Annotated in this window: 23 protein-coding genes; 16 read left to right on the forward strand and 7 right to left on the reverse strand. The window is 64.5% G+C overall.

What is annotated here, in order from left to right:
* The first annotated feature begins 136 nt into the window (after positions 1-136).
* The 4 genes from uvrD to KI242_RS31280 all read left to right on the forward strand — a co-directional run bounded on the left by uvrD (position 137) and on the right by KI242_RS31280 (position 4,467).
* A complete protein-coding gene (gene uvrD, locus KI242_RS31265) occupies positions 137-2,320 on the forward strand; it encodes a DNA helicase II (RefSeq protein ID WP_011064327.1) in 2,184 nt (727 codons plus the stop codon).
* Positions 2,321-2,426: 106 nt separating this feature from the next.
* Positions 2,427-2,867 (forward strand): EamA family transporter, encoded by a 441-nt coding sequence (locus tag KI242_RS31270; RefSeq protein ID WP_011064328.1) that lies wholly within the window; start codon positions 2,427-2,429, stop codon positions 2,865-2,867.
* 180 nt (positions 2,868-3,047) lie between these two features.
* Entirely contained in the window at positions 3,048-3,923 is an 876-nt protein-coding gene (locus tag KI242_RS31275; protein ID WP_011064329.1) for a Tim44 domain-containing protein, read from the forward strand.
* 136 nt (positions 3,924-4,059) lie between these two features.
* The gene (locus KI242_RS31280) at positions 4,060-4,467 is read left to right on the forward strand and encodes an SMI1/KNR4 family protein (RefSeq protein ID WP_011064330.1); all 408 of its coding nucleotides are present in this window, start codon (positions 4,060-4,062) and stop codon (positions 4,465-4,467) included.
* Between the two features lie 71 nt (positions 4,468-4,538).
* Here KI242_RS31280 and KI242_RS31285 read toward each other — a convergent pair whose 3' ends face one another.
* Positions 4,539-6,302 (reverse strand): cation:proton antiporter, encoded by a 1,764-nt coding sequence (locus tag KI242_RS31285; protein ID WP_011064331.1) that lies wholly within the window; start codon positions 6,300-6,302, stop codon positions 4,539-4,541.
* Positions 6,303-6,591: 289 nt separating this feature from the next.
* Here KI242_RS31285 and KI242_RS31290 point away from each other — a divergent pair, with 289 nt between their 5' ends.
* Positions 6,592-7,077, forward strand: a complete 486-nt coding sequence (locus KI242_RS31290) for an acyl-CoA thioesterase (protein WP_011064332.1) — start codon at positions 6,592-6,594, stop codon at positions 7,075-7,077.
* A gap of 255 nt (positions 7,078-7,332) precedes the next feature.
* Positions 7,333-8,745: an APC family permease gene (locus KI242_RS31295; RefSeq protein WP_212805803.1), complete on the forward strand. Its 1,413-nt coding sequence runs from the start codon at positions 7,333-7,335 to the stop codon at positions 8,743-8,745.
* 7 nt (positions 8,746-8,752) lie between these two features.
* Here KI242_RS31295 and pdxY read toward each other — a convergent pair whose 3' ends face one another.
* Complete coding sequence (pdxY, locus tag KI242_RS31300) at positions 8,753-9,625, reverse strand: pyridoxal kinase PdxY (protein WP_041120474.1); 873 nt, start codon at positions 9,623-9,625, stop codon at positions 8,753-8,755.
* A gap of 117 nt (positions 9,626-9,742) precedes the next feature.
* Here pdxY and KI242_RS31305 point away from each other — a divergent pair, with 117 nt between their 5' ends.
* Complete coding sequence (locus KI242_RS31305; protein ID WP_015637540.1) at positions 9,743-10,135, forward strand: DUF3301 domain-containing protein; 393 nt, start codon at positions 9,743-9,745, stop codon at positions 10,133-10,135.
* Between the two features lie 23 nt (positions 10,136-10,158).
* Here KI242_RS31305 and KI242_RS31310 read toward each other — a convergent pair whose 3' ends face one another.
* The 4 genes from KI242_RS31310 to dksA all read right to left on the reverse strand — a co-directional run bounded on the left by KI242_RS31310 (position 10,159) and on the right by dksA (position 13,611).
* Complete coding sequence (locus KI242_RS31310; protein WP_053160511.1) at positions 10,159-11,121, reverse strand: CobW-like GTP-binding protein; 963 nt, start codon at positions 11,119-11,121, stop codon at positions 10,159-10,161.
* 145 nt (positions 11,122-11,266) lie between these two features.
* Positions 11,267-11,968 carry a DUF1826 domain-containing protein gene (locus KI242_RS31315; RefSeq protein ID WP_015637542.1) on the reverse strand — a complete coding sequence of 234 codons (702 nt, stop codon included), beginning with the start codon at positions 11,966-11,968 and terminating at the stop codon, positions 11,267-11,269.
* On the reverse strand, positions 11,968-13,176 hold the full coding sequence (gene zigA, locus KI242_RS31320; protein WP_212805804.1) for a zinc metallochaperone GTPase ZigA: 1,209 nt from the start codon (positions 13,174-13,176) through the stop codon (positions 11,968-11,970). Before zigA ends, KI242_RS31315 begins: the two co-directional genes overlap by 1 nt.
* A 30-nt stretch (positions 13,177-13,206) precedes the next feature.
* A complete protein-coding gene (dksA, locus tag KI242_RS31325) occupies positions 13,207-13,611 on the reverse strand; it encodes an RNA polymerase-binding protein DksA (RefSeq protein WP_011064339.1) in 405 nt (134 codons plus the stop codon).
* A gap of 121 nt (positions 13,612-13,732) precedes the next feature.
* On the opposite strand from dksA, the gene KI242_RS31330 reads away from it, so the two are divergent.
* Positions 13,733-14,110 carry a glutamine synthetase gene (locus KI242_RS31330; RefSeq protein WP_077934969.1) on the forward strand — a complete coding sequence of 126 codons (378 nt, stop codon included), beginning with the start codon at positions 13,733-13,735 and terminating at the stop codon, positions 14,108-14,110.
* Positions 14,111-14,219: 109 nt separating this feature from the next.
* Here the strand turns inward: KI242_RS31330 and KI242_RS31335 are convergent, their stop codons facing one another.
* Positions 14,220-15,443 carry an N-acetylmuramoyl-L-alanine amidase gene (locus tag KI242_RS31335; protein WP_212805805.1) on the reverse strand — a complete coding sequence of 408 codons (1,224 nt, stop codon included), beginning with the start codon at positions 15,441-15,443 and terminating at the stop codon, positions 14,220-14,222.
* Positions 15,444-15,572: 129 nt separating this feature from the next.
* On the opposite strand from KI242_RS31335, the gene folE2 reads away from it, so the two are divergent.
* The 8 genes from folE2 to thrS are packed head-to-tail and all read left to right on the forward strand — an operon-like array spanning position 15,573 to position 23,136.
* On the forward strand, positions 15,573-16,466 hold the full coding sequence (gene folE2, locus KI242_RS31340; RefSeq protein WP_015637546.1) for a GTP cyclohydrolase FolE2: 894 nt from the start codon (positions 15,573-15,575) through the stop codon (positions 16,464-16,466).
* Positions 16,466-17,131 (forward strand): ATP-binding cassette domain-containing protein, encoded by a 666-nt coding sequence (locus KI242_RS31345; protein ID WP_053160520.1) that lies wholly within the window; start codon positions 16,466-16,468, stop codon positions 17,129-17,131. Before folE2 ends, KI242_RS31345 begins: the two co-directional genes overlap by 1 nt.
* Positions 17,131-17,997: a metal ABC transporter permease gene (locus KI242_RS31350; protein ID WP_041120481.1), complete on the forward strand. Its 867-nt coding sequence runs from the start codon at positions 17,131-17,133 to the stop codon at positions 17,995-17,997. The genes KI242_RS31345 and KI242_RS31350 overlap by 1 nt, the downstream gene beginning before the upstream one ends.
* Before the next feature lie 11 nt (positions 17,998-18,008).
* The gene (locus KI242_RS31355; protein ID WP_053160522.1) at positions 18,009-18,893 is read left to right on the forward strand and encodes a metal ABC transporter substrate-binding protein; all 885 of its coding nucleotides are present in this window, start codon (positions 18,009-18,011) and stop codon (positions 18,891-18,893) included.
* Entirely contained in the window at positions 18,890-19,333 is a 444-nt protein-coding gene (hisI, locus tag KI242_RS31360) for a phosphoribosyl-AMP cyclohydrolase (RefSeq protein WP_019093405.1), read from the forward strand. The genes KI242_RS31355 and hisI overlap by 4 nt, the downstream gene beginning before the upstream one ends.
* Positions 19,323-19,883 carry a carbonate dehydratase gene (locus KI242_RS31365; RefSeq protein WP_011064347.1) on the forward strand — a complete coding sequence of 187 codons (561 nt, stop codon included), beginning with the start codon at positions 19,323-19,325 and terminating at the stop codon, positions 19,881-19,883. Before hisI ends, KI242_RS31365 begins: the two co-directional genes overlap by 11 nt.
* A 2-nt stretch (positions 19,884-19,885) precedes the next feature.
* Positions 19,886-21,220 carry a dihydroorotase gene (locus tag KI242_RS31370; protein WP_015637551.1) on the forward strand — a complete coding sequence of 445 codons (1,335 nt, stop codon included), beginning with the start codon at positions 19,886-19,888 and terminating at the stop codon, positions 21,218-21,220.
* A gap of 26 nt (positions 21,221-21,246) precedes the next feature.
* Complete coding sequence (gene thrS / locus KI242_RS31375) at positions 21,247-23,136, forward strand: threonine--tRNA ligase (RefSeq protein ID WP_212805806.1); 1,890 nt, start codon at positions 21,247-21,249, stop codon at positions 23,134-23,136.
* The last annotated feature ends 28 nt before the right edge of the window (positions 23,137-23,164 follow it).

Below are 23,164 nucleotides of genomic sequence, written 5' to 3' on the forward strand. Positions count from 1 at the left end.
TTGCACCCTGAAAGCGTCCGGGCGAGAAGCGCCAATGGCTGGGGCCTGTGACCAACCGGTCGTCATCGGCGGCTGTTTTATCGGCTAATGCAAAGCCGGGTTTGCCCGGGGTGGCGCCGCCCCCTAGAATGCCCCGATGCGCGATGATCTCTCCCTCCTGTTGAACTCCCTCAACGACGCCCAACGCCAGGCCGTAGCCGCCTCCGTGGGTCGTCAGTTGGTCCTGGCCGGTGCTGGCTCCGGCAAAACCCGTGTGCTGGTGCACCGTATCGCCTGGTTGATCCAGGTCGAGAACGCCTCACCCCACTCGATCCTGTCGGTGACCTTCACCAACAAGGCCGCAGCCGAGATGCGCCACCGCATCGAACAACTGCTGGGCATCAACCCGGCAGGCATGTGGGTCGGCACCTTCCACGGCCTGGCCCACCGCCTGCTGCGGGCCCACTGGCAGGAAGCGGGGCTGAGCCAGACCTTCCAGATCCTCGACAGCGACGACCAGCAACGCCTGGTCAAGCGGGTAATCCGCGAGCTGGGCCTGGACGAACAGCGCTGGCCGGCCCGCCAGGCCCAGTGGTTCATCAACGGGCAGAAGGACGAAGGCCTGCGCCCGCAACATATCCAGGCCAGCGGCGACCTGTTCCTGGCCACCATGCGCGGCATCTATGAGGCCTACGAGGCCGCTTGCCAGCGTGCCGGGGTCATCGACTTCTCCGAACTGCTGCTGCGCGCCCTGGACCTGTGGCGCGACCACCCGGGTTTGCTGGCGCACTACCAGAAGCGTTTCCGCCACGTGCTGGTGGACGAGTTCCAGGACACCAACGCCGTGCAATATGCCTGGCTGCGGTTGCTGGCCCAGGGTGGCGACAGCCTGATGGTGGTGGGCGACGACGACCAGTCGATCTATGGCTGGCGCGGCGCGAAAATCGAGAACATCCACCAGTACTCCGCCGACTTCCCGGACACCGAAGTGATCCGCCTGGAGCAGAACTACCGCTCTACTGCCGGCATCCTCAAGGCTGCCAACGCCCTGATCGCCAACAACACCGGGCGCCTGGGCAAGGAGCTGTGGACCGACGGCGGCGACGGTGAAGCCATCAACCTGTATGCCGCCTTCAACGAGCACGATGAAGCCCGCTATGTAGTGGAAACCATCGAGAGCGCGCTGAAGACCGGCCTGGCCCGCAGCGATATCGCCATTCTCTACCGCTCCAACGCCCAGTCCCGGGTGCTGGAAGAAGCCTTGCTGCGCGAACGCATTCCGTACCGCATCTATGGCGGCCAGCGCTTCTTCGAGCGGGCGGAAATCAAGAACGCCATGGCTTACCTGCGCCTCCTGGAAGGCCGTGGCAACGACGCAGCCCTGGAGCGGGTGATCAACGTGCCAGCCCGGGGCATCGGCGAGAAGACCGTCGAAGCCATCCGCGAGCATGCGCGCCACAGCGATGTATCGATGTGGGAAGCCATGCGCCAGCTGGTGGCCAATAAAGGCCTGACCGGGCGCGCTGCAGGTGCGCTGGGGGCCTTTATCGAACTGATCGAAAACCTCGCTGCCAAGACCCTGGAAATGCCCCTGCACCTGATGACCCAGACCGTCATCGAGCAGTCGGGGCTGATTGCCTACCACGAAGCGGAAAAAGGCGAAAAAGGCCAGGCCCGGGTGGAAAACCTCGAGGAACTGGTGAGCGCCGCGCGCAACTTCGAGAACACCGAAGAGGATGAAGACCTGACGCCCCTGGCGGCATTCCTCGGCCACGCTTCCCTGGAAGCCGGCGATACCCAGGCCGACGAGCATGAAGACAGCGTGCAACTGATGACCCTGCACAGCGCCAAGGGTCTGGAGTTCCCCTACGTGTTCCTGGTGGGCATGGAAGAAGGCCTGTTCCCCCACAAGATGAGCCTGGAAGAACCCGGCCGCCTTGAGGAAGAACGCCGGCTGGCGTATGTGGGCATTACCCGGGCCATGCAAAACCTGGTGATGACCTACGCGGAAACCCGACGCCTGTACGGCAGCGAAACCTACAACAAGGTGTCGCGTTTCGTGCGCGAGGTGCCCAAGGGGCTGATTCAGGAAGTGCGGCTGTCCAACAGCGTCAGCCGGCCTTTCGGCGGCGGCCAGTCACAAAGTACCAGCAGCCTGTTCGGCGGCAGCGAAATCCCGGACACCGGCCTGAGCCTCGGCCAGGCGGTACGGCACTCGGTGTTCGGCGATGGGGTGATCCTCAATTTCGAGGGCGCCGGCGCCCAGGCCCGGGTCCAGGTCAACTTCAGCGAAGGCAGCAAGTGGCTGATGCTGGGCTACGCCAAGCTGGAAGCCATCTAACCCCACCCGACCGTAGGAGCCGGCGTGCCGGCGAATCTCACTGGCGAAGCACCGCTTCGCCGGCAAGCCGGCTCCTACAGGTCGGTGCAGAAAAGGCAGCGTGAACATGGGCACAGGCTTTTTTTCCTCGTGGACATTCTGGGCCCTGTTGTCGGCAATTTTCGCTGCCTTGACGGCGATCTTCGCCAAAGTGGGGATAGAAAACGTCAATTCAGACTTCGCCACCCTGCTGCGCACCGTGGTGGTACTGGTCAGCCTGGCCTTGATTTTGTATGCAACGGGCCAATATCAGTCCCTGGGATCGATTTCTCCCAAAAGCTACCTGTTCCTGCTGCTGTCCGGGCTGGCCACGGGCGCATCCTGGCTGTGCTATTTCCGCGCCTTGAAACTCGGCCCCGCTTCATTGGTGGCACCGGTGGACAAGCTCAGCGTGGTGTTCGTCGCGATCATCGGCGTGTGCCTGCTGGGAGAGAAGCTCGACCTGCGGCAGTGGAGCGGAATCGGCTTGATCACCGCAGGTGTGGTGCTACTGGCACTACGCCGCTAACGGCTTTCGGGTTGAACCAGAGCCAGGTCTGCGGGGACCAAAAACCTATCGGCGAGCATGACGCCTGGCGAAGCTGAACCGAGGCTGTCAGGCAAAAGCCCGAAACATTATGCCGCTCGCCACTGACACTTCACCTGTGCAATATGGCGCGCGTGCCATCCACAAATGGGAACCCCCTTTATGAAACGTTTTCTTAGCATCGCCATGGCGCTGTGCATCGGCCTGACGATGAGCCTCGACGCCAACGCCAAGCGCTTTGGTGGCGGCAAAAGCGTCGGCGCTGCCCCGACCCACCAAACCCGCCAGGCGGCGCCAACCGCTCCGGGCGCTCCTGCCGCTGCAGCCACCGCTGGCGCAGCCGGTGCTGCAGGTGCCGCGGCCAAGGCCGGTGGTGCTTCGCGCTGGCTCGGCCCTCTGGCCGGCATCGCTGCCGGTGGCCTGCTGGCCTCCATGTTCATGGGCGGCGGCTTCCAGGGCATGCAGATCTTCGACATCCTGATCATGGCGGTCATCGCCTTCGTGATCTTCCGCTTCATCGCCGCTCGTCGCCGCAAGCAGCAGGAGCAATACGCTCCAGCCGGCCACGCGCCGATGCAGCGCGAAGCCTTCGAGCCCCAGCAGCCTGCCGGCGGTTCGATCTTCGGTGGCTCGCCAGCACCTGCCGCGCGTCCGGTAATCAACGCACCGGCCTGGTTCAATGAAGAGCGCTTCATTGAAGCGGCGCGCAGCCACTTCCAGTCCCTGCAGCAACACTGGGACGCCAACGAAATGGACAAGATCGCCGAGTTCGTGACCCCACAGATGCTGCAGTTCCTGAAACAGGAACGTGCCGATCTGGGCGACGGCTTCCAGTCGACCTACATCGACAACCTGCAAGTGCAGCTCGAAGGCGTGGATGACCGTGCCGACAAGACCATCGCCACCCTGACCTTCAGCGGTGTGTCGAAGACCTCGCGCTTCGACCAGGGCGAAGTGTTCAGCGAAAGCTGGAACATGGAACGCGCCCAGGGCGACAACCAGCCATGGCTGGTAGCAGGTATCCGCCAGAACGGCTGATTCATTCTGCTGTCACAGCTGTAAGGCAAAACCCCGACTCAGGTCGGGGTTTTGCATTTCACGATTGCACTTATAGCGAGCTACTGTATAAACCGCCGTCAAACAACCGCGCCATAGAGCTAAGAGGACCCAGGCCGTGGAAGAAGTCATCGAACAACTCCGGGAAGCCAACGAACCGGTACCCGTCCCCCTGGAACTGCCGGACGAAGACCAACTGGTGGAAATTGAAGAACAGCTGTTCATCAATATCCCGTTCGTCTTCAAGGAGTTCCTGTTGACGGTCAGCGACGTGGTTTACGGCAGCCTGGAACCTGTGACCGTCACCGATCCGCAATCCCATACCTACCTGCCGGAAGTGGCTGCGACCGCCTGGGACATGGGCGTGCCGCGCGAGCTGATCCCGATCTGCCAGGACGGCGACGATTACTACTGCGTCGAGGAAGACGGCACCGTGGTGCTGTGGTCCGGCGAAGAAGAGCTGATCACCGAAGAATCCTGGGAATCGGTGTGGCACTGGGCGCGGGACGTCTGGCTGGAAAGCTGAGACGCCGCCGCGGCCGCGTGCACCGCGGCGACTGAAACAGCTCGCCGGCACCCTGCCGGCGAGCGGCAAGGTCAATGCCCACTGTTGTCCTTGCTGTGGTCGAAGGTTTCGATCAGCGCCACCTGCATCCGCGTATGCACACGGATGAACCAGCGCCACAGGACTGCGGCCACCGCCGCCGCCACTACGGCGATCAACACCAGCAGTTCCAGGGTCGGCAGGATGCTCGACGAGAGCGCCGCCAGCAGCAGGAAAATCACCAGCAGCGACAGGATCGGGATCACCTCGGCGATCACCCGACGCACTCGCTGGGTATGGCGCCCGGCCATTTCCGGCTTGACCCCCATCTCCGCCAGCAACATCGACAGTGCCTTGAGCTTGCGATAGGCAGCAATCAGGAACGGCAGCGAAAGCAGCAGCGCCCCGCCCCAGATCAAGGCTTTCTGCCAGCTCGGCTCACTGACCCAATCTTCCAGGTAGGTGCCAATGCGCTTGGCGAAATAGCCACCGGAAAAGAAGATCGCCACCACCAGCGCCAGGTTCACCCCCACTTGCAGCAGGATCTTGCGGATCATCGTCGCCAGCAGCGCACCCTCGCCCTGGGGCTGGATGCTGCGCAACCACTCGCCATACATGCCCAGTACCCGGCTCAGGCGCTTGGGCAGGACCCCTGCCAGCTTCAGCGATAGCGGGTCCGCGGCACGGATCAGGTAGGGCGTGAGCAAGGTGGTGATGGCGGACACCGCCACCGCTACCGGGTAGAGGAAGTCGCTGGTGACCTGCAGGGTCATGCCCAGTGCGGCGATGATGAAGGAAAATTCGCCAATCTGTGACAGGCCCATGCCTACCCGCAGTGAGGTGCGTCCATCATTGCCGGCGATAAAGGCCCCCATGCCGCAGGACAGCATCTTGCCCAGCACCACCGCCACCGTGATCACGGCAATCGGCCAGGCGTATTGCAGGAGGATCTGCGGGTCGATCATCAGGCCGATGGCGACGAAGAAGATTGCGCTGAACAGGTCGCGAACCGGTTCGATCAGCCGCTCGATCTTCAGCAGCTGGCGAGACTCGGCCATGATCGCACCGATCAGGAAGGCCCCCAGGACCATGCTGTACTCCAGTTTGACCACCAGCAGGCAGAAGCCGAAACACAGCCCCAGCACGGTGATCAGCAGCATCTCGTTGCTGTCGAACCTGGCCACGTAGGCCAGCAGGCGCGGCACCAGCAGGATGCCGATCACCAGCGCCACGATCATGAACAGCGAAAGCTTGCCGACGGTGGAGAACACCTCGCCGGAACTCACCGTACCGCTGACCGCGATGCTCGACAGCAAGGCGATGATGCCGATGCCGAGGATGTCCTCGACGATCAGTACGCCGAAGATCAGCTGGGCGAAGCGCTCGTTCTTCATCTTCAGGTCATTGAGCGCCTTGACGATGATGGTGGTGGAGGAAATGGCCAGGATCGCCCCGAGGAACAGCGAATCCATGGTGCTCCAGCCGAACCAGCGGCCGATCTCGTAGCCGATCCAGATCATCAGGACGATTTCCAGGAACGCCGCGATAAAGGCCGTGGCCCCGACCTTGAACAGCTTGCGCAGGCTGAATTCCAGCCCCAGGCAGAACATCAGGAAAATCACCCCCAGCTCGGCCAGGGTCTTGATGGTCTGTTCGTCGTGGATCAGCCCGAAAGGCGGAGTGTGAGGGCCGATGATGAAGCCGGCGACTATGTAGCCCAGCACGACAGGCTGCTTGAGGCGATGGAAGAGGATGGTCACCACGCCTGCGACCAGCATGATCACGGCCAGGTCCTGAATGAAGCTGATGGCATGCATGGCCGGGGCTCTCCTTGGAATGCTGGGCGGGGGTGATCGCCTAAAAAGAATGTTCTGATCAGTAGAAGGAAATATCCAAAATAGAAGCGGAAAATGCCCTGGAACGGGTGTTTTGCAGGTTAACACCGCGACTTCCGGCAGGAAGGCGGTGCAATATTAGGAAACAGATCCACCAGGGCGTGACGACGTGGCCCGGCCCGGCGTCCCGTTATCGATGGTTTGAAAACCCTTTGGAGCCAGCACCCGCAGAGGTGCTCCAGCAACCCCTGCCCAGAACCGTGAGCGTGCTATGGAACCCGGAAACGCCCAACTGTCGATGACGGTATTGATGACCCCTGACATGGCCAATTTCTCTGGCAATGTCCACGGCGGCACCTTGCTCAAGTACCTCGATGAAGTCGCCTATGCCTGCGCCAGCCGTTACGCCGGCCGCTACGTGGTGACCCTGTCGGTGGACCAGGTGATCTTCCGCGAGCCGATCCATGTCGGCGAGCTGGTGACCTTCCTGGCCTCGGTCAACTACACCGGCAACACCTCCATGGAGGTGGGCATCAAGGTGGTCACCGAGAATATCCGCGAGCGTTCGGTGCGCCACACCAACAGCTGCTTCTTCACCATGGTGGCGGTGGACGACCAGCGCAAGCCGGCCCAGGTGCCGCCGCTGCAGCCGGAAACCGCCGACGGCAAGCGACGCTTTATCCAGGCCCGGCAGCGCCGGCAGATCCGCCAGGAACTGGAACAGCGCTACCGGGAAATCAAGGCCGACGGCCCTTGATGCTCAAGCTGCACCGCTGATTCAGCAGGACCACGGACGGTCCTCCCCCCTCCAGAGCCTCCAGCGCTCCGGCCGCCACACCCCAACACCCGCCAGCAGGCTTCTGCGGTCATCCCGAATGGCCAGATCCATCCCTTTTTGACCACATCGAGAGTTATGCCCCCAGGGCACCGCTGCCAGAATCGAAGGGCAAGGCACAAACGCACTCCTCGCCCGGGGAGCCTTCGAGCCAACGAACGCGTGAGAACAATAAAAATGCCCAGCGCCAATGCTCTCTCCAGCAGCCCCCCTGCGTCCGTCCATAACGCCAGCCTCGATGGCGGCTTCACCCACAGTGCCCAGGGCACCTCGCTGCGGCGCATCCTCGGCCTGCCGGCCCTGGTGTTCTTCGGCCTGGTGTACATGGTCCCTCTGACCGTCTTCACCACCTACGGCGTGGTCACCCAGCTCACCGGCGGGCGCACCGCCGCAGCCTATGTGATCACCCTGCTGGCGATGATCTTCACCGCCCTTTCCTACAGCGTAATGGTCAAGAAATACCCCATTGCCGGCTCAGCCTATTCCTACGCCAGCCTCAGTTTCGGCCCGGGCATCGGCTTCCTTGCCGGCTGGTCGCTGCTGCTGGATTACCTGTTCCTGCCGATGATCAATTACCTGGTAATCGGCCTGTTCCTCAACCTGGCCTTCCCCGCCGTGCCGGCCTGGGTCTTCGTGGTGGCGACCATCAGCCTGGTGACGCTGCTGAACATCCGCGGCATCGGCTCGGTATCGAGCATGAGCAACCTGATCGTCTGCGCGCAGATGGTCTTCGTGGTGGTGTTCGTGGCCCTGGTGGTCCGCCAGTTGGCAGGGGCCGAGAGCCTGGACCTGAGCGCACCCTGGGTCGGCGATGGCAGCCAGGATGGGCTGTTGCCGCTGATGGCCGGGGCCGCGGTGCTGTGCCTGTCGTTCCTGGGCTTTGACGCGGTGTCGACCCTGGCCGAGGAAACCCGCGATCCGCGCCGGGACATCCCCCGGGCAATCGTCATCACCACCCTGGGCGCCGGCCTGTTGTTCATCCTGCTGGCCATGACCAGCCAGCTGGCGTTCCCCGGCAGCAGTTTCAAGGACGCCGACTCGGCGGCCAGCGAGGTCATGCTGCACGCCGGCGGACGCTTCCTGGAGATGTTCTTCACCGCCACCTATGTCGCCGGCGCCGCCGGTTCGGCCCTGGCATCCCAGGCCTCGGTATCGCGCATTCTGTTCAGCATGGGCCGTGACGGCATCCTGCCACGTCGGGTGTTCGGTACCCTGTCCGAGCGCTACAAGACCCCGGTGGTGGCCATTGTCCTGGTGTCGCTGGTGTCATTGCTGGCGGTGGTCATCGACCTCACCACCCTGGCGTCGATGATCAGCTTCGGTGCACTGGTGGCGTTCTCGGTGGTCAACCTGGCGGTGATCAAGAGTCACCTGGGCCAGGGCCAGCCGCGCAGCACCGCACGGCTGTTGCAGTACGGCCTGCTGCCGTTGATCGGCTTTGCCCTGATCGCCTGGCTGTGGACCAGCCTTTCGGCCCTGACCCTGGGCATCGGCCTGGCCTGGTTCGCCCTGGGCCTGCTGTACCTGGGCATACACACCCGGGGCTTTCGCCAGCCCGCGCCGACCGTGCAGTTTTCCGAGCAAGCCTGAGCCCGCCTCAGAAGCCGATCGGCGTGGCCTCGAAGCGCACCCGTGGGTGGGCGATGCGGTCCTGGGCGCGCACCAGCTCCAGCTCGTAACTGGCGCAGGCCTGGGTTTCCAGCAGTACTTCATGCACCGCCGCGGCGGTGAATTCGAAGGCCGCCACCAGGCTGTCCCCCAACAATACCCGGGCCAGGAACAGGCCTGAGGTCAGGTCGCCCACCCCCACCGGCTGGCGCGGGAACGCCAGTAATGGACGGCGCAGGTGCCAGCTGCCGTCAGCGGTCACCAGCAGCATCTCGAAACCGTCCACCAGCTTGCCCGGGTAGTCCAGGTGCTTGACCAGCACCGCCCTGGGGCCCTTGTCCAGCAGCGACCGGGCCATGCCCAGGCAGTCGAACAGCGATTGCGGCTTGCGCCCGCAGAAGCTGTCCAGCTCCAGCTGGTTGGGGCAGAGAAAATCCGCCATGGCCACGGCCTCGTCCAGCAGGAAGTCGCTGACTTCAGCCGGCACGCTGCAGCCCTTCTCCGGGTGGCCCATCACCGGGTCACACAAGTACAGGGCCTTGGGATTGACTGCCTTGATCCGCGCCACACCGCTGAGGATCGCCCGGCCCTGGGCCGCGCTGCCCAGGTAGCCGGACAGCACCGCGTCGCAGTTGCCCAGCTCGCCGATGGCGGCAATGCCTTCCACCAGCTCGGGAATCTGCTGTGGCGCCAGCACTTCCCCGGCCCAATGACCATACTGAGTGTGGTTGGAGAACTGCACCGTATTCAGCGGCCAGACATTCACCCCGACCCGCTGCATGGGGAATACCGCGGCACTGTTGCCGGCGTGGCCGAAAACCACATGGGACTGGATCGCAAGCAGGTGGGGCGTACGTTTCATGCAGGATTTTCCATAAAACCGGTGGAATTCAAGCCGCGCAGTATGCGACTAAACGCAGCCTGTACGACAGACCGGAGTCGCAGTTAAGCTGACGCCACCTCGTTGGAGCAAACCTTCATGCTGACCCTTGGAAACATCTTTGTGCTGATGCTGCTGGCAACCGCTGCTGCCTGGCTGTGGCACAACCACGGCCTGCGCGAACGGGCCCTGGAGCGGGTCAAGCAGCACTGCGCGCGGCTCGACATCGAGTTGCTGGACGGTAACGTGGCGCTCAAGCGCATCGGTTTCGTCAAGGATGGCAATGGCCGGCGGCGCCTGGCGCGGGTCTACAACTTCGAGTTCACCGTGACTGGGGAAACCCGTCATGCCGGGACCATCACCCAGTTCGGCGCCCACAGCGCCCATATCGAGCTGGCGCCCTACCCGTTCGAAGCCAAGGAGCCCCTGCCCAGTGCCGAGGTGATCGAGCTGAGCCAGTGGCGCGAGGAACATCGCAAGTTCAAGCCGTAAGAGCGGCGTGCACGCCGTTTTTTCTACAGGCGACAGGCATCGAGACTGGCCTGCAGGACGACAATATCCTGAGGGCTACTGAAGATCAGTTCCAGGCGCGAATCCCGGCGCCATTCGCTGGGCAGCCAGTTCAGCGGTGAATTATCCAGCCCGTTGCCCGACCGCCAGCCTTGATCACTGTGGAGCACCAGCTTGGCCCGGCGCCAGTCGAGGTTCTGCAGCCAGTGCTCGACCCGGACCAGATCGAACTGCTGGCTGGGGTGCCAGCGCCAGCCGATGCTCCAGCCATCCTCCTGGGACTGGCTGAGGCAGATCGGCAGCGCCGGATCGCTCCACACGGCCGGCAACTGGGCCAGGCCCTGGGGAATGTCCGACTGCTCCAGGGCCGCTTCGGCGCTGGCTCCCAGGCCCGGCAGCTCGGCCAGGGGCAAGGCGGCATGGCGGGTCCAGAACAAGGGAAGGTCCGGCAATTGCTCCAGCACCCGCAACCTGTCGCTGTCGCTGAGCAGTTCGTCCTTGTTCAGTACCAGCAGGCCGGCGCTGGACAGCGCATCCTGCTGTGCCCGGGGCAACGGCTTGCCAGCGGCCAGCGCCTGGGCATCCAGGACCAGCACGCAGGGTTGTACCGCCAGCACGCCCTTCCAGGGCGCTTCATTCAACTGCTTGAGCAATTGGGCCGGGTGGCCGAGGCCCGAGGGCTCGATAAGCAGGCGGTCCGGCCGGGCCTTGCGCAACAGGCGGCCCAGGCCCACCTGGAACGGTGCACCGTTGACGCAGCACAGGCAGCCGCCGGCCACTTCGCCCAGGGCGATGCCATCTTCGTCGCGGGTCAGCAAGGCCGCGTCCAGGCCGATCTGGCCAAACTCGTTGATCAGCACTGCCCAGCGCTCGGCGGCCGGGCGCTGGCTCAGCAGATGGCGGATCAGGCTGGTCTTGCCGGCGCCCAGGGGGCCGGCGATCACGTGGGTGGGGATGTTCTGCAGCATGGGAAGGGGTCCGGAAAACCTGTGAGGTGATGCTACGCCCTTCCCGCCCTGGGCGAAAATCCGCTCGATTCGACGCCGCTCTTGGGAGCGCTGAAGGTCCTGCGGAGCTTCGCCCAGGCTCGGCAAGCGGCTACACGGGCCTAGGTCAACCCAGCCAATCGAGGGTGAGGATCAGCCGGCGCTCCCCTGGCGCTGGCTGCGGCGAGCGGTGGATCAGACCAAAGCCTTCGTTGCCGTGCCATTTCTCGCCCTTGAACAGCGCCACGTCGCCGCTGGCGATCTGCTGGATCTGTGCCGGGTCCCGTGGTTCGCCCTCGGCCTGCCCCAGTTTCCTGCGGTCCATGGCGCCTTCGCGCAGCCATTGGCTGCCGGCTCCGGCGTAGGTGGTAATCAGCCGCACCGGTACATGGTCCACGTGAAACCGCGGGCACATGGCCTTGTCCAGGACCCGCAGGCGCAGCCCGACGCGCCTGGCCCCGAGCAGGCAGGCAAAAGCGCTGACCAGCCAGGCAACATCGGCGATAAAGCCTTCATAACCCTGCAGATCACTGAACCCCGAAGCCAGGCCGCGCAGATTGGGTTGCGCGTCTTCGTCGGGCAGCTCCAGGGACAGGGATTCGGCCAGCGGCTGGTCCAGGGACAGCAGCAACTCGGCGAAATCGGCGATGTGAGCCGGCAACTGGCGCTGCCAGAGGCCGAGATTGACCTCATCCTCCAGCACCTGGGCGAGCACCGCCGGGGTGCTGCCGATGGCCTGGCGGCGAGAGACCGGCGCGGTCACGCTCGGCAGCAGCAGCCATCTGGGCGGATTGGCCAGTGGAGTCACCGGCAAGTTCAGGGTCAGCATCAGGCCGCTTCCTCGTCATGCCAGGGGCCAAAGGGATCGTTCAGCAGGCTCCAGCCCTCGACGCCGAGGGCCATTTCATCGTCATCCAGCAGGCACAGGTCGAGCTCCGCGCAAAGCCGGGTGAAGTCGATGTTCTGGCCGATGAACACCAGTTCCTGGCGGCAATCGCCGGTGGCCGCGGTCCAGTTGTGCATGATCGCCGCGGTGCCTTCTTCGTCCTGGGGCCAGTGCTGCTTGGGCACGAAGCGCCACCAGCGCCCGGCAAAGCCATGGCGCATCAGGCCACCGGCCTGGGACCAGCTGCCGGCTTCCTGGTACTTGCTGGCCAGCCAGAAGAAGCCCTTGGAGCGCAGCAGCTTGCCGTTGACCCAGGGCCGGTTGATGAAGTCGAAGAAGCGCTGGGGATGAAACGGCCGCCGCGCCCGGTAGGCGGTGGAGGCGATGCCGTACTCCTCGGTTTCCGGCACATGCTCGCCGCGCAACTCCCGCAGCCAGCCCGGAGCCTGGGCCGCGCGCTCGAAATCGAAGCGCCCGGTGTCGAGGATCTTCGCCAGCGGTACCTGGCCCATGACCATGGGCACGATCTCGGCCTGGGCATTGAGGCTCTTGAGGATGGCCAGCAGTTCCTGGCGCTGGTCGTTGCTGATCAGGTCGATCTTGCTGACCAGGATCACGTCGGCGAACTCCACCTGTTCGATCAGCAGGTCGCTGATGGAACGTTCATCGTCTTCGCCCAGGGTTTCGCCCCGGGAAGCCAGGCTGTGCGCGGCCTGGTAGTCCAGCAGGAAATTCATGCCGTCGACCACCGTGACCATGGTGTCGAGCCGGGCGATATCCGCCAGGCTCTGGCCGGATTCATCGCGAAAGGTGAAGGTTTCCGCCACCGGCAGCGGCTCGGAAATCCCGGTGGATTCGATCAGCAGGTAATCGAAGCGCCCGTCGCGGGCCAGCTTGCCCACTTCCTCCAGCAGGTCTTCGCGCAGGGTGCAGCAGATGCAGCCGTTGCTCATTTCCACCAGTTTTTCTTCGGCGCGATTGAGGCTGACATCGCGCTGCACTTCGCTGCCATCGATGTTGATTTCGCTCATGTCGTTGACGATCACCGCCACCCGCAGGTGGTCGCGGTTGCGCAGGATGTGATTGAGCAAGGTGCTTTTACCGGCGCCGAGAAAGCCGGACAGCACGGTAACGGGGAGACGGTCGGTCATGGGTTGTTCCTCATCAGGATCGCGGCTGGGTCAAAGCGCCCGTTGATGGCGTTCGCGCAGCTCTTGGCGTTCTTTGGCTTCGATACACAGGGTGGCGGTGGGCCGCAGCAGCAGGCGCTTGAGGCCGATGGGCTCGCCGGTGTCGCGGCACCAGCCGTATTCGCCACGGGCCAGGCGCTCCAGGGCTTCGTCGATCTTGTCCAGAAGCTTCTTTTCCCGCTCCAGCAGGCGCAGTTGCCACTGGCGCTGCTCTTCGGCACTGCCGATGTCGGCGGGGTCGCTGTGGGGTTCCTGCTCGCGCAGCTGGTCGAACTCGCCGGCAATGCGCTCCTGCAGATCACTGCGCTGGGCCAGCAGCAGCTGGCGAAAGAAGCCCTGCTGGGCTTCGTTCATGTAGTGCGTCTCGGGTTGGGCGAGAAGGTCTTGTTCAGTCATGGCGAGTCACGGGTCAGGCTGTGTTTTAATGTTATATTATAACAATACAAATTAGCCAACCTTCCCTTGCCGCCCACGACGAAGGGCGCGATGCTGCGCCCCTGTCGTCACGAGACTCGCCATGCGCCCTGTCCTGCCCACCCTACTTTCAGGTCTGTTGCTGCTGGCTGGTCACGCCAGCGCGGCGGTGCCCAGTACCCTGGCCACCTGCACCCGCAGCGCCACCCTGCTGGCCTGCGTCGACCCGCAGGGCAACGCCTACAGCGTCGCCACGGCCGGCAGCACCACCTACCTGCGCGGCTTCGAGGTGATCGGCAAGCGCTATTGGGCGCAGACCAACAGCCGCTACGGGCAGCTGACGTTCTTCTCCGGCCTGGCCTCCGACGGCGAGGCCTGGGTGGGCTACAGCCAGCGCGTGGGCTGGACCACACGCAACCGCTTTTCCAGCTCCGGCGGCAGCCGCGGGCAGTTCACTTGCAGCCGCATCAGCGGCTGCTAGCTCCCTTTCCCGTACCGCCTGCGTAGAAGCTGGCTTGCCAGCGAAGACATCCTCAGCCACAACACTCACCGGCCTCTTCGCCGGCAAGCCGGCTCCTGCAGGTCGGCGTTCAGGCGGGGCGGTTGTTCTTGGTTTCCTGGAGCCAGGCCATGTAGCTGTTAACCGGTGGGTTTTTCTCGAAGTAGCGCTGCAGGCCGTTGAACAGGCCATTGGCAATCGCCTGCTGGTGGCGCGCGGTGACCAGGCGCTGGCTGTCGCGGCTGTTGGAGATGAAGCCGGTTTCCACCAGGATCGACGGCACGTCCGGTGACTTGAGCACCGCAAAACCGGCCTGTTCCACACGCTTCTGATGCAGGGTGGTAATGCCCGACAGGCTCTGCAGCACAGTCCCGCCCAATTGCAGGCTGGCGGCGATGGTGGCGTTCATCGACATGTCGACAATCACCCCCGCCAGCATCGGATCCTTGTCCTTGAGGTTGAGCAGCGTCGTCGCCCCCAGCAGGTCGGCGCCGTTTTCCCGCTGGGCCATCAAGCGCGCGGTGGCCGAGGTGGCGCCACCTTCGGACAGGGCGTACACCGATGCGCCGGATGCGGTAAGCCGCGGCGCGGCATCGGCATGCACCGAGATGAACATGTCGGCCTGGTGCTTGCGGGCAATCTCCACGCGTTTGCGCAGCGGCACGAAGAAATCATCGTTGCGCACCAGCTTCACGTCGAAACCCTTCTCGCGCTTGAGCCGCTTGGCCAGCAGGCGGGCGATGGCCAGCACCACATCCTTCTCCCGTTCGCCCTTGGCCCCCACGGCGCCCGGGTCCTTGCCGCCATGGCCGGGGTCTACTACCACGATGATGTCGCGCTTGGGATGGGGCTTGCCTGTCGTGGCCTCGGGCTTGGCCAGCGGCGCGGCGGCCGCAGCGATCGGCAGGGGCTGCCTGGTGGCCTTGGACAGATCCAGCACCAGCCGATGGCCCTGGCCATCCTGGGGCGGCAGGAGAAAACTGTGGAGCTGCACCGGCTCGCGCAGGTCGAGGACGATCCGCGTATCGCCCTGGCCGAAGTGCCCGGAACGAATGGCGCGGATCACCGTGTTGGCCAGGGCCAGCTGGCTGAAATCACCGCTCAGGCGCGCGCCGTTCAAGTCGATGATCAAGCGCTCCGGGGCACTCAAGCTGAAGGTCTTGTATTGCACCGGGCCGCTCAGATCGAGCACCAGCCGCAACTTTTCTGCGTCCTTCCACAATCGTGCGTTGCGGATCTGCGCGGCGCGGACACTCCAGGGAAACATCAGGGCCGTACCGGCCAACAGCAGGTTGAGCAATTGACGTCTGTGCATGGCAAATACCGCGAAAAAAGGAGCATCCCTACTCACAAGACAAGATGAACAACCGTCGAGGAAAAATTTCCCATCGAACGTATTGTTATAATATAACATGTGAAATCACTTCCCACGACGGACCTGTTCATGAACGCGCTGACTCTGCCGGATATCGCCGCGCAGGCCTCACGCCAAGCCTTGCCCCTGGAATGGGTGGGCATGTGCGGCATTGCCTTACCTGTAGTGATCAACAACCAGCCAAGCGCAGCCAAGGCCGATGCCGGTGTCAGCCTCGACGATGGCGAGGCCCGGGGCATTCACATGTCACGCCTGTATCTGGCCCTGGAAATGCTGGAACAGGAGAACCTCACCCCCGCTCTGCTCCGGCGGATCTTGCAGCGTTTTCTCGATAGCCATGAAGGCCTGGCCCACAGCGCCTACCTGCGCATTCAGTTGGATCTGCTGTTGAAACGCCCGGCCTTGGTCAGCCCGTTGGCCGGCTGGAAAAGCTACCCGCTGAGTATCGAAGCGCGGCTGAAAAACGCGATGTTCCACGTGGAACTAAAAATCGACGTGCCTTATTCCTCCACTTGCCCCTGTTCGGCGGCGCTGGCGCGGCAGTTGATCCAGCAGCAGTTCATCGAAGATTTTGCCAACCGGCCATTGCAACACGCCGACGTCCTGGCCTGGCTGGGCTCGCCCCAAGGCATCGTCGCGACGCCCCATAGCCAGCGCAGCAACGCGGCATTGCATCTGCGCCTGGATGATTTCATCGACGAATTACCGTTGATTGCCCTGATCAACGATGCGGAAAACGCCCTGGGCACTGCTGTGCAAACCGCGGTCAAGCGTGCCGACGAGCAGGCCTTCGCCCTGGCCAACGGGCAGAACCTGATGTTCTGCGAAGACGCCGCCCGCCGCTTGAACCTGGCCCTGCGTCGTTCCCCCGGAATCAACGCCTTTCAATTGCGGGTCGTGCATGCCGAAAGCCTGCATGCCCATGACGCCGTGGCCGAAAGCCGCTGGAACTGGGAGGCCTGATGATCCGCTGCGAACAGCTGCGTTGGGGCGCTCCGGGACAACCCCTGACTCCAGCCCTGGATCTGCACCTGCCCAGGGCCAGCCTGAGTGCAATCATTGGCGCCAACGGGTCGGGCAAGAGCAGCTTGTTGAAAGTCATCGCCGGGCTGCAGAAACCACTCGCGGGCAAGATCCACCTCGGCACTGCCCGAGGCGGCTTGTCCTTTTTGCCGCAGCAGCAACACCTGGATCGACAGTTCCCCATCAGCCTGGAAGAACTGGTCGCCGGCGGCTTCTGGGGCAAGCGTCAACCGGCCAGGGTCAGGGCAGAAAAGCTGCGCAGGGTACTCGAAGACTGGCGCCTGAGCGGCCTGGAAAAGCGCCCGTTGATGGCCCTTTCCGGTGGTGAATTGCAACGCGCCCTGCTCGCCCGATTGAGCCTGACCGAAGCCCCCTTGCTGCTGTTGGACGAGCCCCACGCCGCCCTCGACGAAACCGGCCAGGCCCTGCTCTGGCGCCATTTATACAACTGGCACGCTCAGGGCCGGACCCTGGTGGTGGTCTGCCATGACCTGGCCGCCGTGCGCCAGCACATCCCCCAGACCCTGCTGGTAAAAAGCAGTGGCTGTGTATTCGGCTCCAGCCTGGAGCTGATCGCCCCACAATCCTGCGCGCAGGTGGCTTGATGCACTTCGCCGCACATTTCTGGCAGCCGTTCAGCGAATTCATGTTCATGCGCCGGGCCCTGCTCGGCGGCCTGCTGCTGGCCTGCAGCACCGCACCCCTGGGGGTGTTCCTGATCCTGCGGCGCATGAGCCTGATCGGTGACGCCGTGGCCCACGGCATTCTCCCAGGCGCCGCCCTGGGTTTCTGGTTCGCCGGTCTCAGCCTGCCGGCGCTGACCCTGGGCGGCCTCGGTGCCGGGTTGGGCATGGCCGGGCTGGCCGCCTGGATCACCCGGCGCACCGGCCTGCGGGAAGACGCCAGCATCGCCGCCATCTACCCCATTTCCCTGGCCAGCGGCGTGCTGATCCTCGGGCTGGCGGGCAAGCGCCTGGACCTCTTGCACCTGCTGTTCGGCTCGGCCCTGGCGGTGGATGGCCCGACCCTGAACGGTATGCTGCTGGTCTCGCTCTTCAGCCTGCTGGCCATGGCGCTGATCTACAAAGCCCTGCTGCTGGACACCCTCGACCCGCTGTTCCTGCACAGCGTCAGCCGCCTCGGCCCCCTGGCCCACGGCCTGTTCCTGACCCTGGTGGTGCTCAACCTGGTGATAGGTTTCCAGGCCATCGGCGCGCTGATGGTGGTGGGCCTGATGATGCTGCCGGCCGCCGCCTCGCGTTTCTGGAGCCGACGCCTGCCCGCCCTGATCGGCATCGCCGCGCTGTTTGGCTGCCTTTCGGTGTGGCTCGGCCTGCTGCTGTCGTTCCACTACTCGCTGCCCAGCGGCCCGGCCATCGTGCTGGTGGCCGGCGGCCTGTACCTGCTGTCCGTGGTGTTCGGTCCGGTGCACGGCTTGCTGCACCGCCCACCTTTGCTCACATCCCCATGAGGTGTTTCCCGATGCGCGCTCTACTCGTGCTGTTCAGCCTGCTGTTGCCCTTGTCGCTGCCTACTGCCCAGGCGGCGGACAAGCTGGCGGTGGTCACCAGCTTCAGCATCCTCGCCGACATGACCCGCCAGGTCGGCGGTGAGCATGTGTACATCACCAACCTGGTGGGTGCCGACGAGGATGCCCACACCTACGAGCCGAGCCCGGATGACGCCAAGGCCCTGCTCAAGGCCCGGCTGATCATCAAGAATGGCCTGGGTTTCGAACCCTGGCTGGACCGCCTGGTGGCCAGCACCGCCACCCAGGCCCAGGTCGTCACTGCCAGCCGCGGGGTTATTCCACGCACCCTGGAGGAAGACGGCGAAAGCGTTCCCGACCCTCATGCCTGGCACAACCTGGCCAACAGCGAGCTCTATGTGAGCAACATCACCAAGGCGCTGATCGCTGCCGACCCGGCCCACCAGGCCGACTACCAGCGCAACAGCCAGGCCTACCTGAAACAGATCTATCGCCTGCTGGCCGAGGCCAAGGCCAAGCTCGGTTCCCTGCCCCCGGGCAACCGCAAGATCGTCACCTCCCACGACGCCTTCGGCTACCTGGGCCAGGCCTACGGTATCGACTTCATGGCGCCCCAGGGCCTGTCCACCGAGCGTGAACCTTCAGCCGCCGAAGTGGCTGCGCTGATTACCCAGATCCGCAACGCCAAGGTCAAGGCAGTGTTCATGGAGAACATCAAGGACGCCCGCCTGCTCAAGCAGATCGCCGACGAAAGCGGCGCCCATATCGGCGGCACCCTGTACTCCGATGCGCTCTCGGCCAGCGGTCCGGCCAGTACCTTCACCGGCCTGTTCGAGTACAACCTCGACACCCTGTACCAGGCCCTGAGCCGACCATGATCCGCCGCCCACCGCTGTCGCTGCTGGATCTGGAAGCCGCGCCCCAAGGCAGCCGCTGGGCCTTGACCGCAGTGCTCGACGCCCTGCCCTGGAACAGCGACGGCCTGATCGCCGCCATTGCCCAGCAGCACGACAGCGGCGAGGTGCTGATGCTGGCCTGGATGAACCGCCAGGCCCTGGGCGAAACCCTGGCCAGCGGCCAGGCCTGCTACTGGTCGCGCTCGCGTCGCTGCCTGTGGCGCAAGGGCGAAAGCTCCGGGCATCGCCAGCGCCTGATCGAAGCGCGCCTGGACTGCGACGGCGATGCCGTGCTGCTGCTAGTGGATCAGCAAGGACCGGCCTGCCACACCGGGCGCCCCAACTGTTTCTACAACGCCATTCGCGATGGCGCGGTGGAAGTCATCAGTTCCCCCTTGAAGGACTCGCGCCATGATTCGTAAAAACCCCTCCGGCGATCTGCCCGTGATCGCCGAATCCGCCTACGTCGACAAGACGGCCATCATCTGCGGCAAGGTGGTGATCGGCGACAACGTCTTCGTCGGCCCGTACGCGGTGATCCGCGCCGACGAAGTGGACGCCAGCGGCCAGATGCAAGCCATCACCATCGGCGCCAACTCGAACATCCAGGATGGCGTGGTGATCCACTCCAAATCCGGCGCGGCGGTGACCATCGGCCAGCACACTTCCATCGCCCACCGCTCCATCGTCCATGGCCCCTGCGTGGTCGGCGACCGAGTGTTCATCGGTTTCAACAGCGTGCTGTTCAACTGCGAAGTGGGCGACGGCAGCGTGGTTCGACACAACTCCGTGGTGGATGGCCGCGACCTGCCGCCGGGTTTCTACGTGCCCTCCACCACCCGCATCGGGCCCAAGACCGACCTGGCGCAGTTCCCTCCCGTGAGTGTCAGCGCTTCGGAGTTTTCCGAAGACGTGGCGCGCACCAACGTCGACCTGGTGCGTGGCTACAAGGCCCTGCAGAACGAGTTTTGAGCATGAGCCGAATCCTCATCCGCAATGCCCGCCTGGTGAACGAAGGGCGCGAATTCGACGCCGATGTGCTGGTGGCGCACGGGCGCATCGACACCATCGGCAGCCTGGACCACCTCAGCGCCGAGATCGAAATCGACGCCCGCGGCCAGTGGCTGCTGCCGGGCATGATCGACGACCAGGTGCACTTTCGCGACCCCGGCGCGCCGGACAAGGGCAGCCTGTACAGCGAGTCGCGGGCGGCGGTGGCCGGTGGCATCACCAGCTTCATGGACATGCCCAACACCTCGCCGGCAACCCTGGATCTTGCCGCCCTGAACGACAAGAAGCGCCGCGCAGCGAGCGTTTCGGTGGCCAACTATGGCTTTCACTTCGGGGTCAGCAACGACAACCTCGACCTCGTCGCCGCCCTGGACCCCACGGAGGTGGCCGGGGTCAAGGTGTTCATGGGGGCCTCCACCGGCAACATGCTGGTGGACGATCCCGAGGTGCTGGACCGGCTGTTCCGCCAGGTGCCGACCCTGCTCCTGGCCCACTGCGAACACACCCCCAGCATCCAGGCCCGGCAACAGCGCTGGCTGCAACTCTATGGCGAGCAGATTCCCGCCGCCGCCCACCCGCACATCCGCGATGCCGAGGCCTGCTTTCGCTCCTCATCCCTGGCGGTGGAACTGGCGAAGAAACACGGCACCCGCCTGCACGTGCTGCACCTGACCAGCGCCCGGGAACTGGCGCTGTTCGAGGACCGGCCCCTGGCGCAAAAGCGCATCACCGCCGAGGTCTGCGTACATCACCTGCTGTTCGATGACCGCGACTACCCGCGCCTCGGCCACCTGATCAAATGCAACCCGGCGATCAAGACCCAGGCCGATCGCGATGCCCTGCGCCAGGCCCTGAACAGCCAGCGCCTGGATGTCATCGGCACCGACCACGCGCCCCATACCTGGGAGCAGAAACAGCTGCCTTACAGCCGCGCGCCCTCCGGCCTGCCGCTGGTGCAGCATGCATTGCCAGCGCTGCTGGAACTGGTGGCCGACCGGGTGCTGCCCCTGACCACCCTGGTGGAAAAAACCAGCCACCGAGTCGCCGACCTGTTCGCCATTCCCGATCGCGGCTACCTGCGCGAAGGCTACTGGGCCGACCTGGTGCTGGTCCGCGCCGAGCCCACAGGCCTGGCCGTGGACAGCCAGCCAATCCTCGCCCACTGCGGCTGGACGCCCTTTGCCGGCCAGCGCTTTCGCCACAGCGTCAGCAGCACCCTGGTGTCGGGCCAGCTCGCCTGGCACCAGGGCCGCCTGTACGACGACTGTCAGGGCCTGCCCCTGCGCTTCACCCGTTAATAGCCCGACCCCAAGGACCGCCGAAGATGATCCGCATCACCCTGCCTGATGGCGCGTGCCGTGAGTACGACCAGCCGTTGTCCGTTTTCGAGGTGGCCGCCAGCATCGGCAGCGGCCTGGCCAAGGCCGCCGTGGCCGGGCGAGTGAACGGCCAACTGGTGGACTGTGACTACCTGTTGCACAGCGACGCCCGCTTGAGCATCGTCACCGCCCGCGACCCCGAGGGCCTGGAAGTACTGCGCCACTCCTGCGCGCACCTGCTGGCGATGGCGGTGAAACAGCTGTTCCCCTCGGCGCAGGTGGCCATCGGCCCGGTGATCGAGGATGGCTTCTTCTACGACTTCGCCTACGAGCGCCCCTTCACCCCAGAGGACCTGGAACTGATCGAGGCGCGCATGCATAGCCTGGCCGCCACCAATCATTCGGTGCGCCGCCGGGAATTGTCCCGGGAGCAGGCCCTGCAGCATTTCGCCGACCTGGGCGAGCACTACAAGGTCGAGCTGATCCGCGACTTGCCGCCAGATGCTGTGCTGTCGCTGTACCGTCAAGGGGATTTCGAAGATTTGTGCCGTGGGCCACACCTGCGTTCCACTGGCCAACTGCGCGCCTTCAAGCTGACCAAGGTGGCCGGAGCCTACTGGCGCGGCGACGCCCGCAACGCACCGCTGCAGCGGATCTACGGCACCTGCTGGGGCACCCGCCCGGAACTTGAGGCCTACCTGTTGCGCCTGGAACAGGCGCAACAGCGCGACCACCGTAAGCTCGGCCAGCAGCTGGATCTGTTCCATTTCGACGACTGCGCGCCGGGCTCGGTGTTCTGGCACGCCAAGGGCTGGACCCTGTACCAGGAACTGATCGGCTACATGCGCAGGCGCCAGGAACAGGCCAGCTACCAGGAAGTGAACACCCCCGACGTGATGGACCGCGGCCTCTGGGAAACCTCCGGGCACTGGCAGAACTACCGCGACCACATGTTCACCACCACCACGCAAGACCAGCGCACCTTCGCCCTCAAGCCGATGAACTGCCCCGGCGCGGTGGCGATCTTCGGGCATGGCCGCAAGAGTTACCGCGACCTGCCACTGCGCATCGCCGAGTTCGGCAAAGTCCACCGCTACGAACCTTCAGGGGCCCTGCACGGCCTGTTGCGAGTGCGCCATTTCACCCAGGACGACGCCCACATCTTCTGCACCCCGCAACAGATGCAAAGCGAATGCGCCGCCACCATTGCCCTGGTATTCGACATCTACAAGGAGTTCGGTTTCGACCAGGTGGCGGTGAAGCTTTCGACCCGCCCCGACCACCGCATCGGCAGCGATGAGGTCTGGGACCAGCTGGAAGAGGCCCTGGTCGGTGCCTTGCAGAGCATGCACATCGACTACCGGATCAACCCGGGGGAAGGCGCCTTCTACGGCCCCAAGCTGGAGTTCGTGCTGCGCGACGCCATCGGTCGCGACTGGCAGTGCGGCACCCTGCAGGTGGACCTCAACCTGCCCGAGCGCTTCGCCATCAGCTACATCGACGAGCGCGGCGAACGCTGCCAGCCGGTGATGCTGCACCGGGCGCTGTTTGGTTCCCTGGAACGCTTCATCGGCATTCTCCTGGAACACCATGGCGGCGCCCTGCCCCTGTGGCTGGCACCGCAACAAGCGGTGGTGCTGAACATCAGCGAAGCCCAGGCCGACTACGCCCGGGCAATCAGCGACAGCTTGCGCCGTCACGGGCTGCGGGCCAGCGCCGACCTGCGCAACGAAAAGATCGGCTACAAGATTCGCGAACACAGCCTGCAGAAAGTGCCTTACCTGCTGGTGGTCGGGGAAAAGGAAAAGGACGGAGGCTACGTCAGCCTGCGCAGCCGAAATGGCGAAGACCTGGGCCGCCTGAGCCTGGAGCAGGCCCTGGCCCGGATGCGCTAGGCGCTGCCCGGGGCACGAGCAGCGCCAG

The organism is Pseudomonas sp. Eqa60 (genome assembly GCF_018326405.1).
GTDB lineage: Bacteria > Pseudomonadota > Gammaproteobacteria > Pseudomonadales > Pseudomonadaceae > Aquipseudomonas > Aquipseudomonas protegens.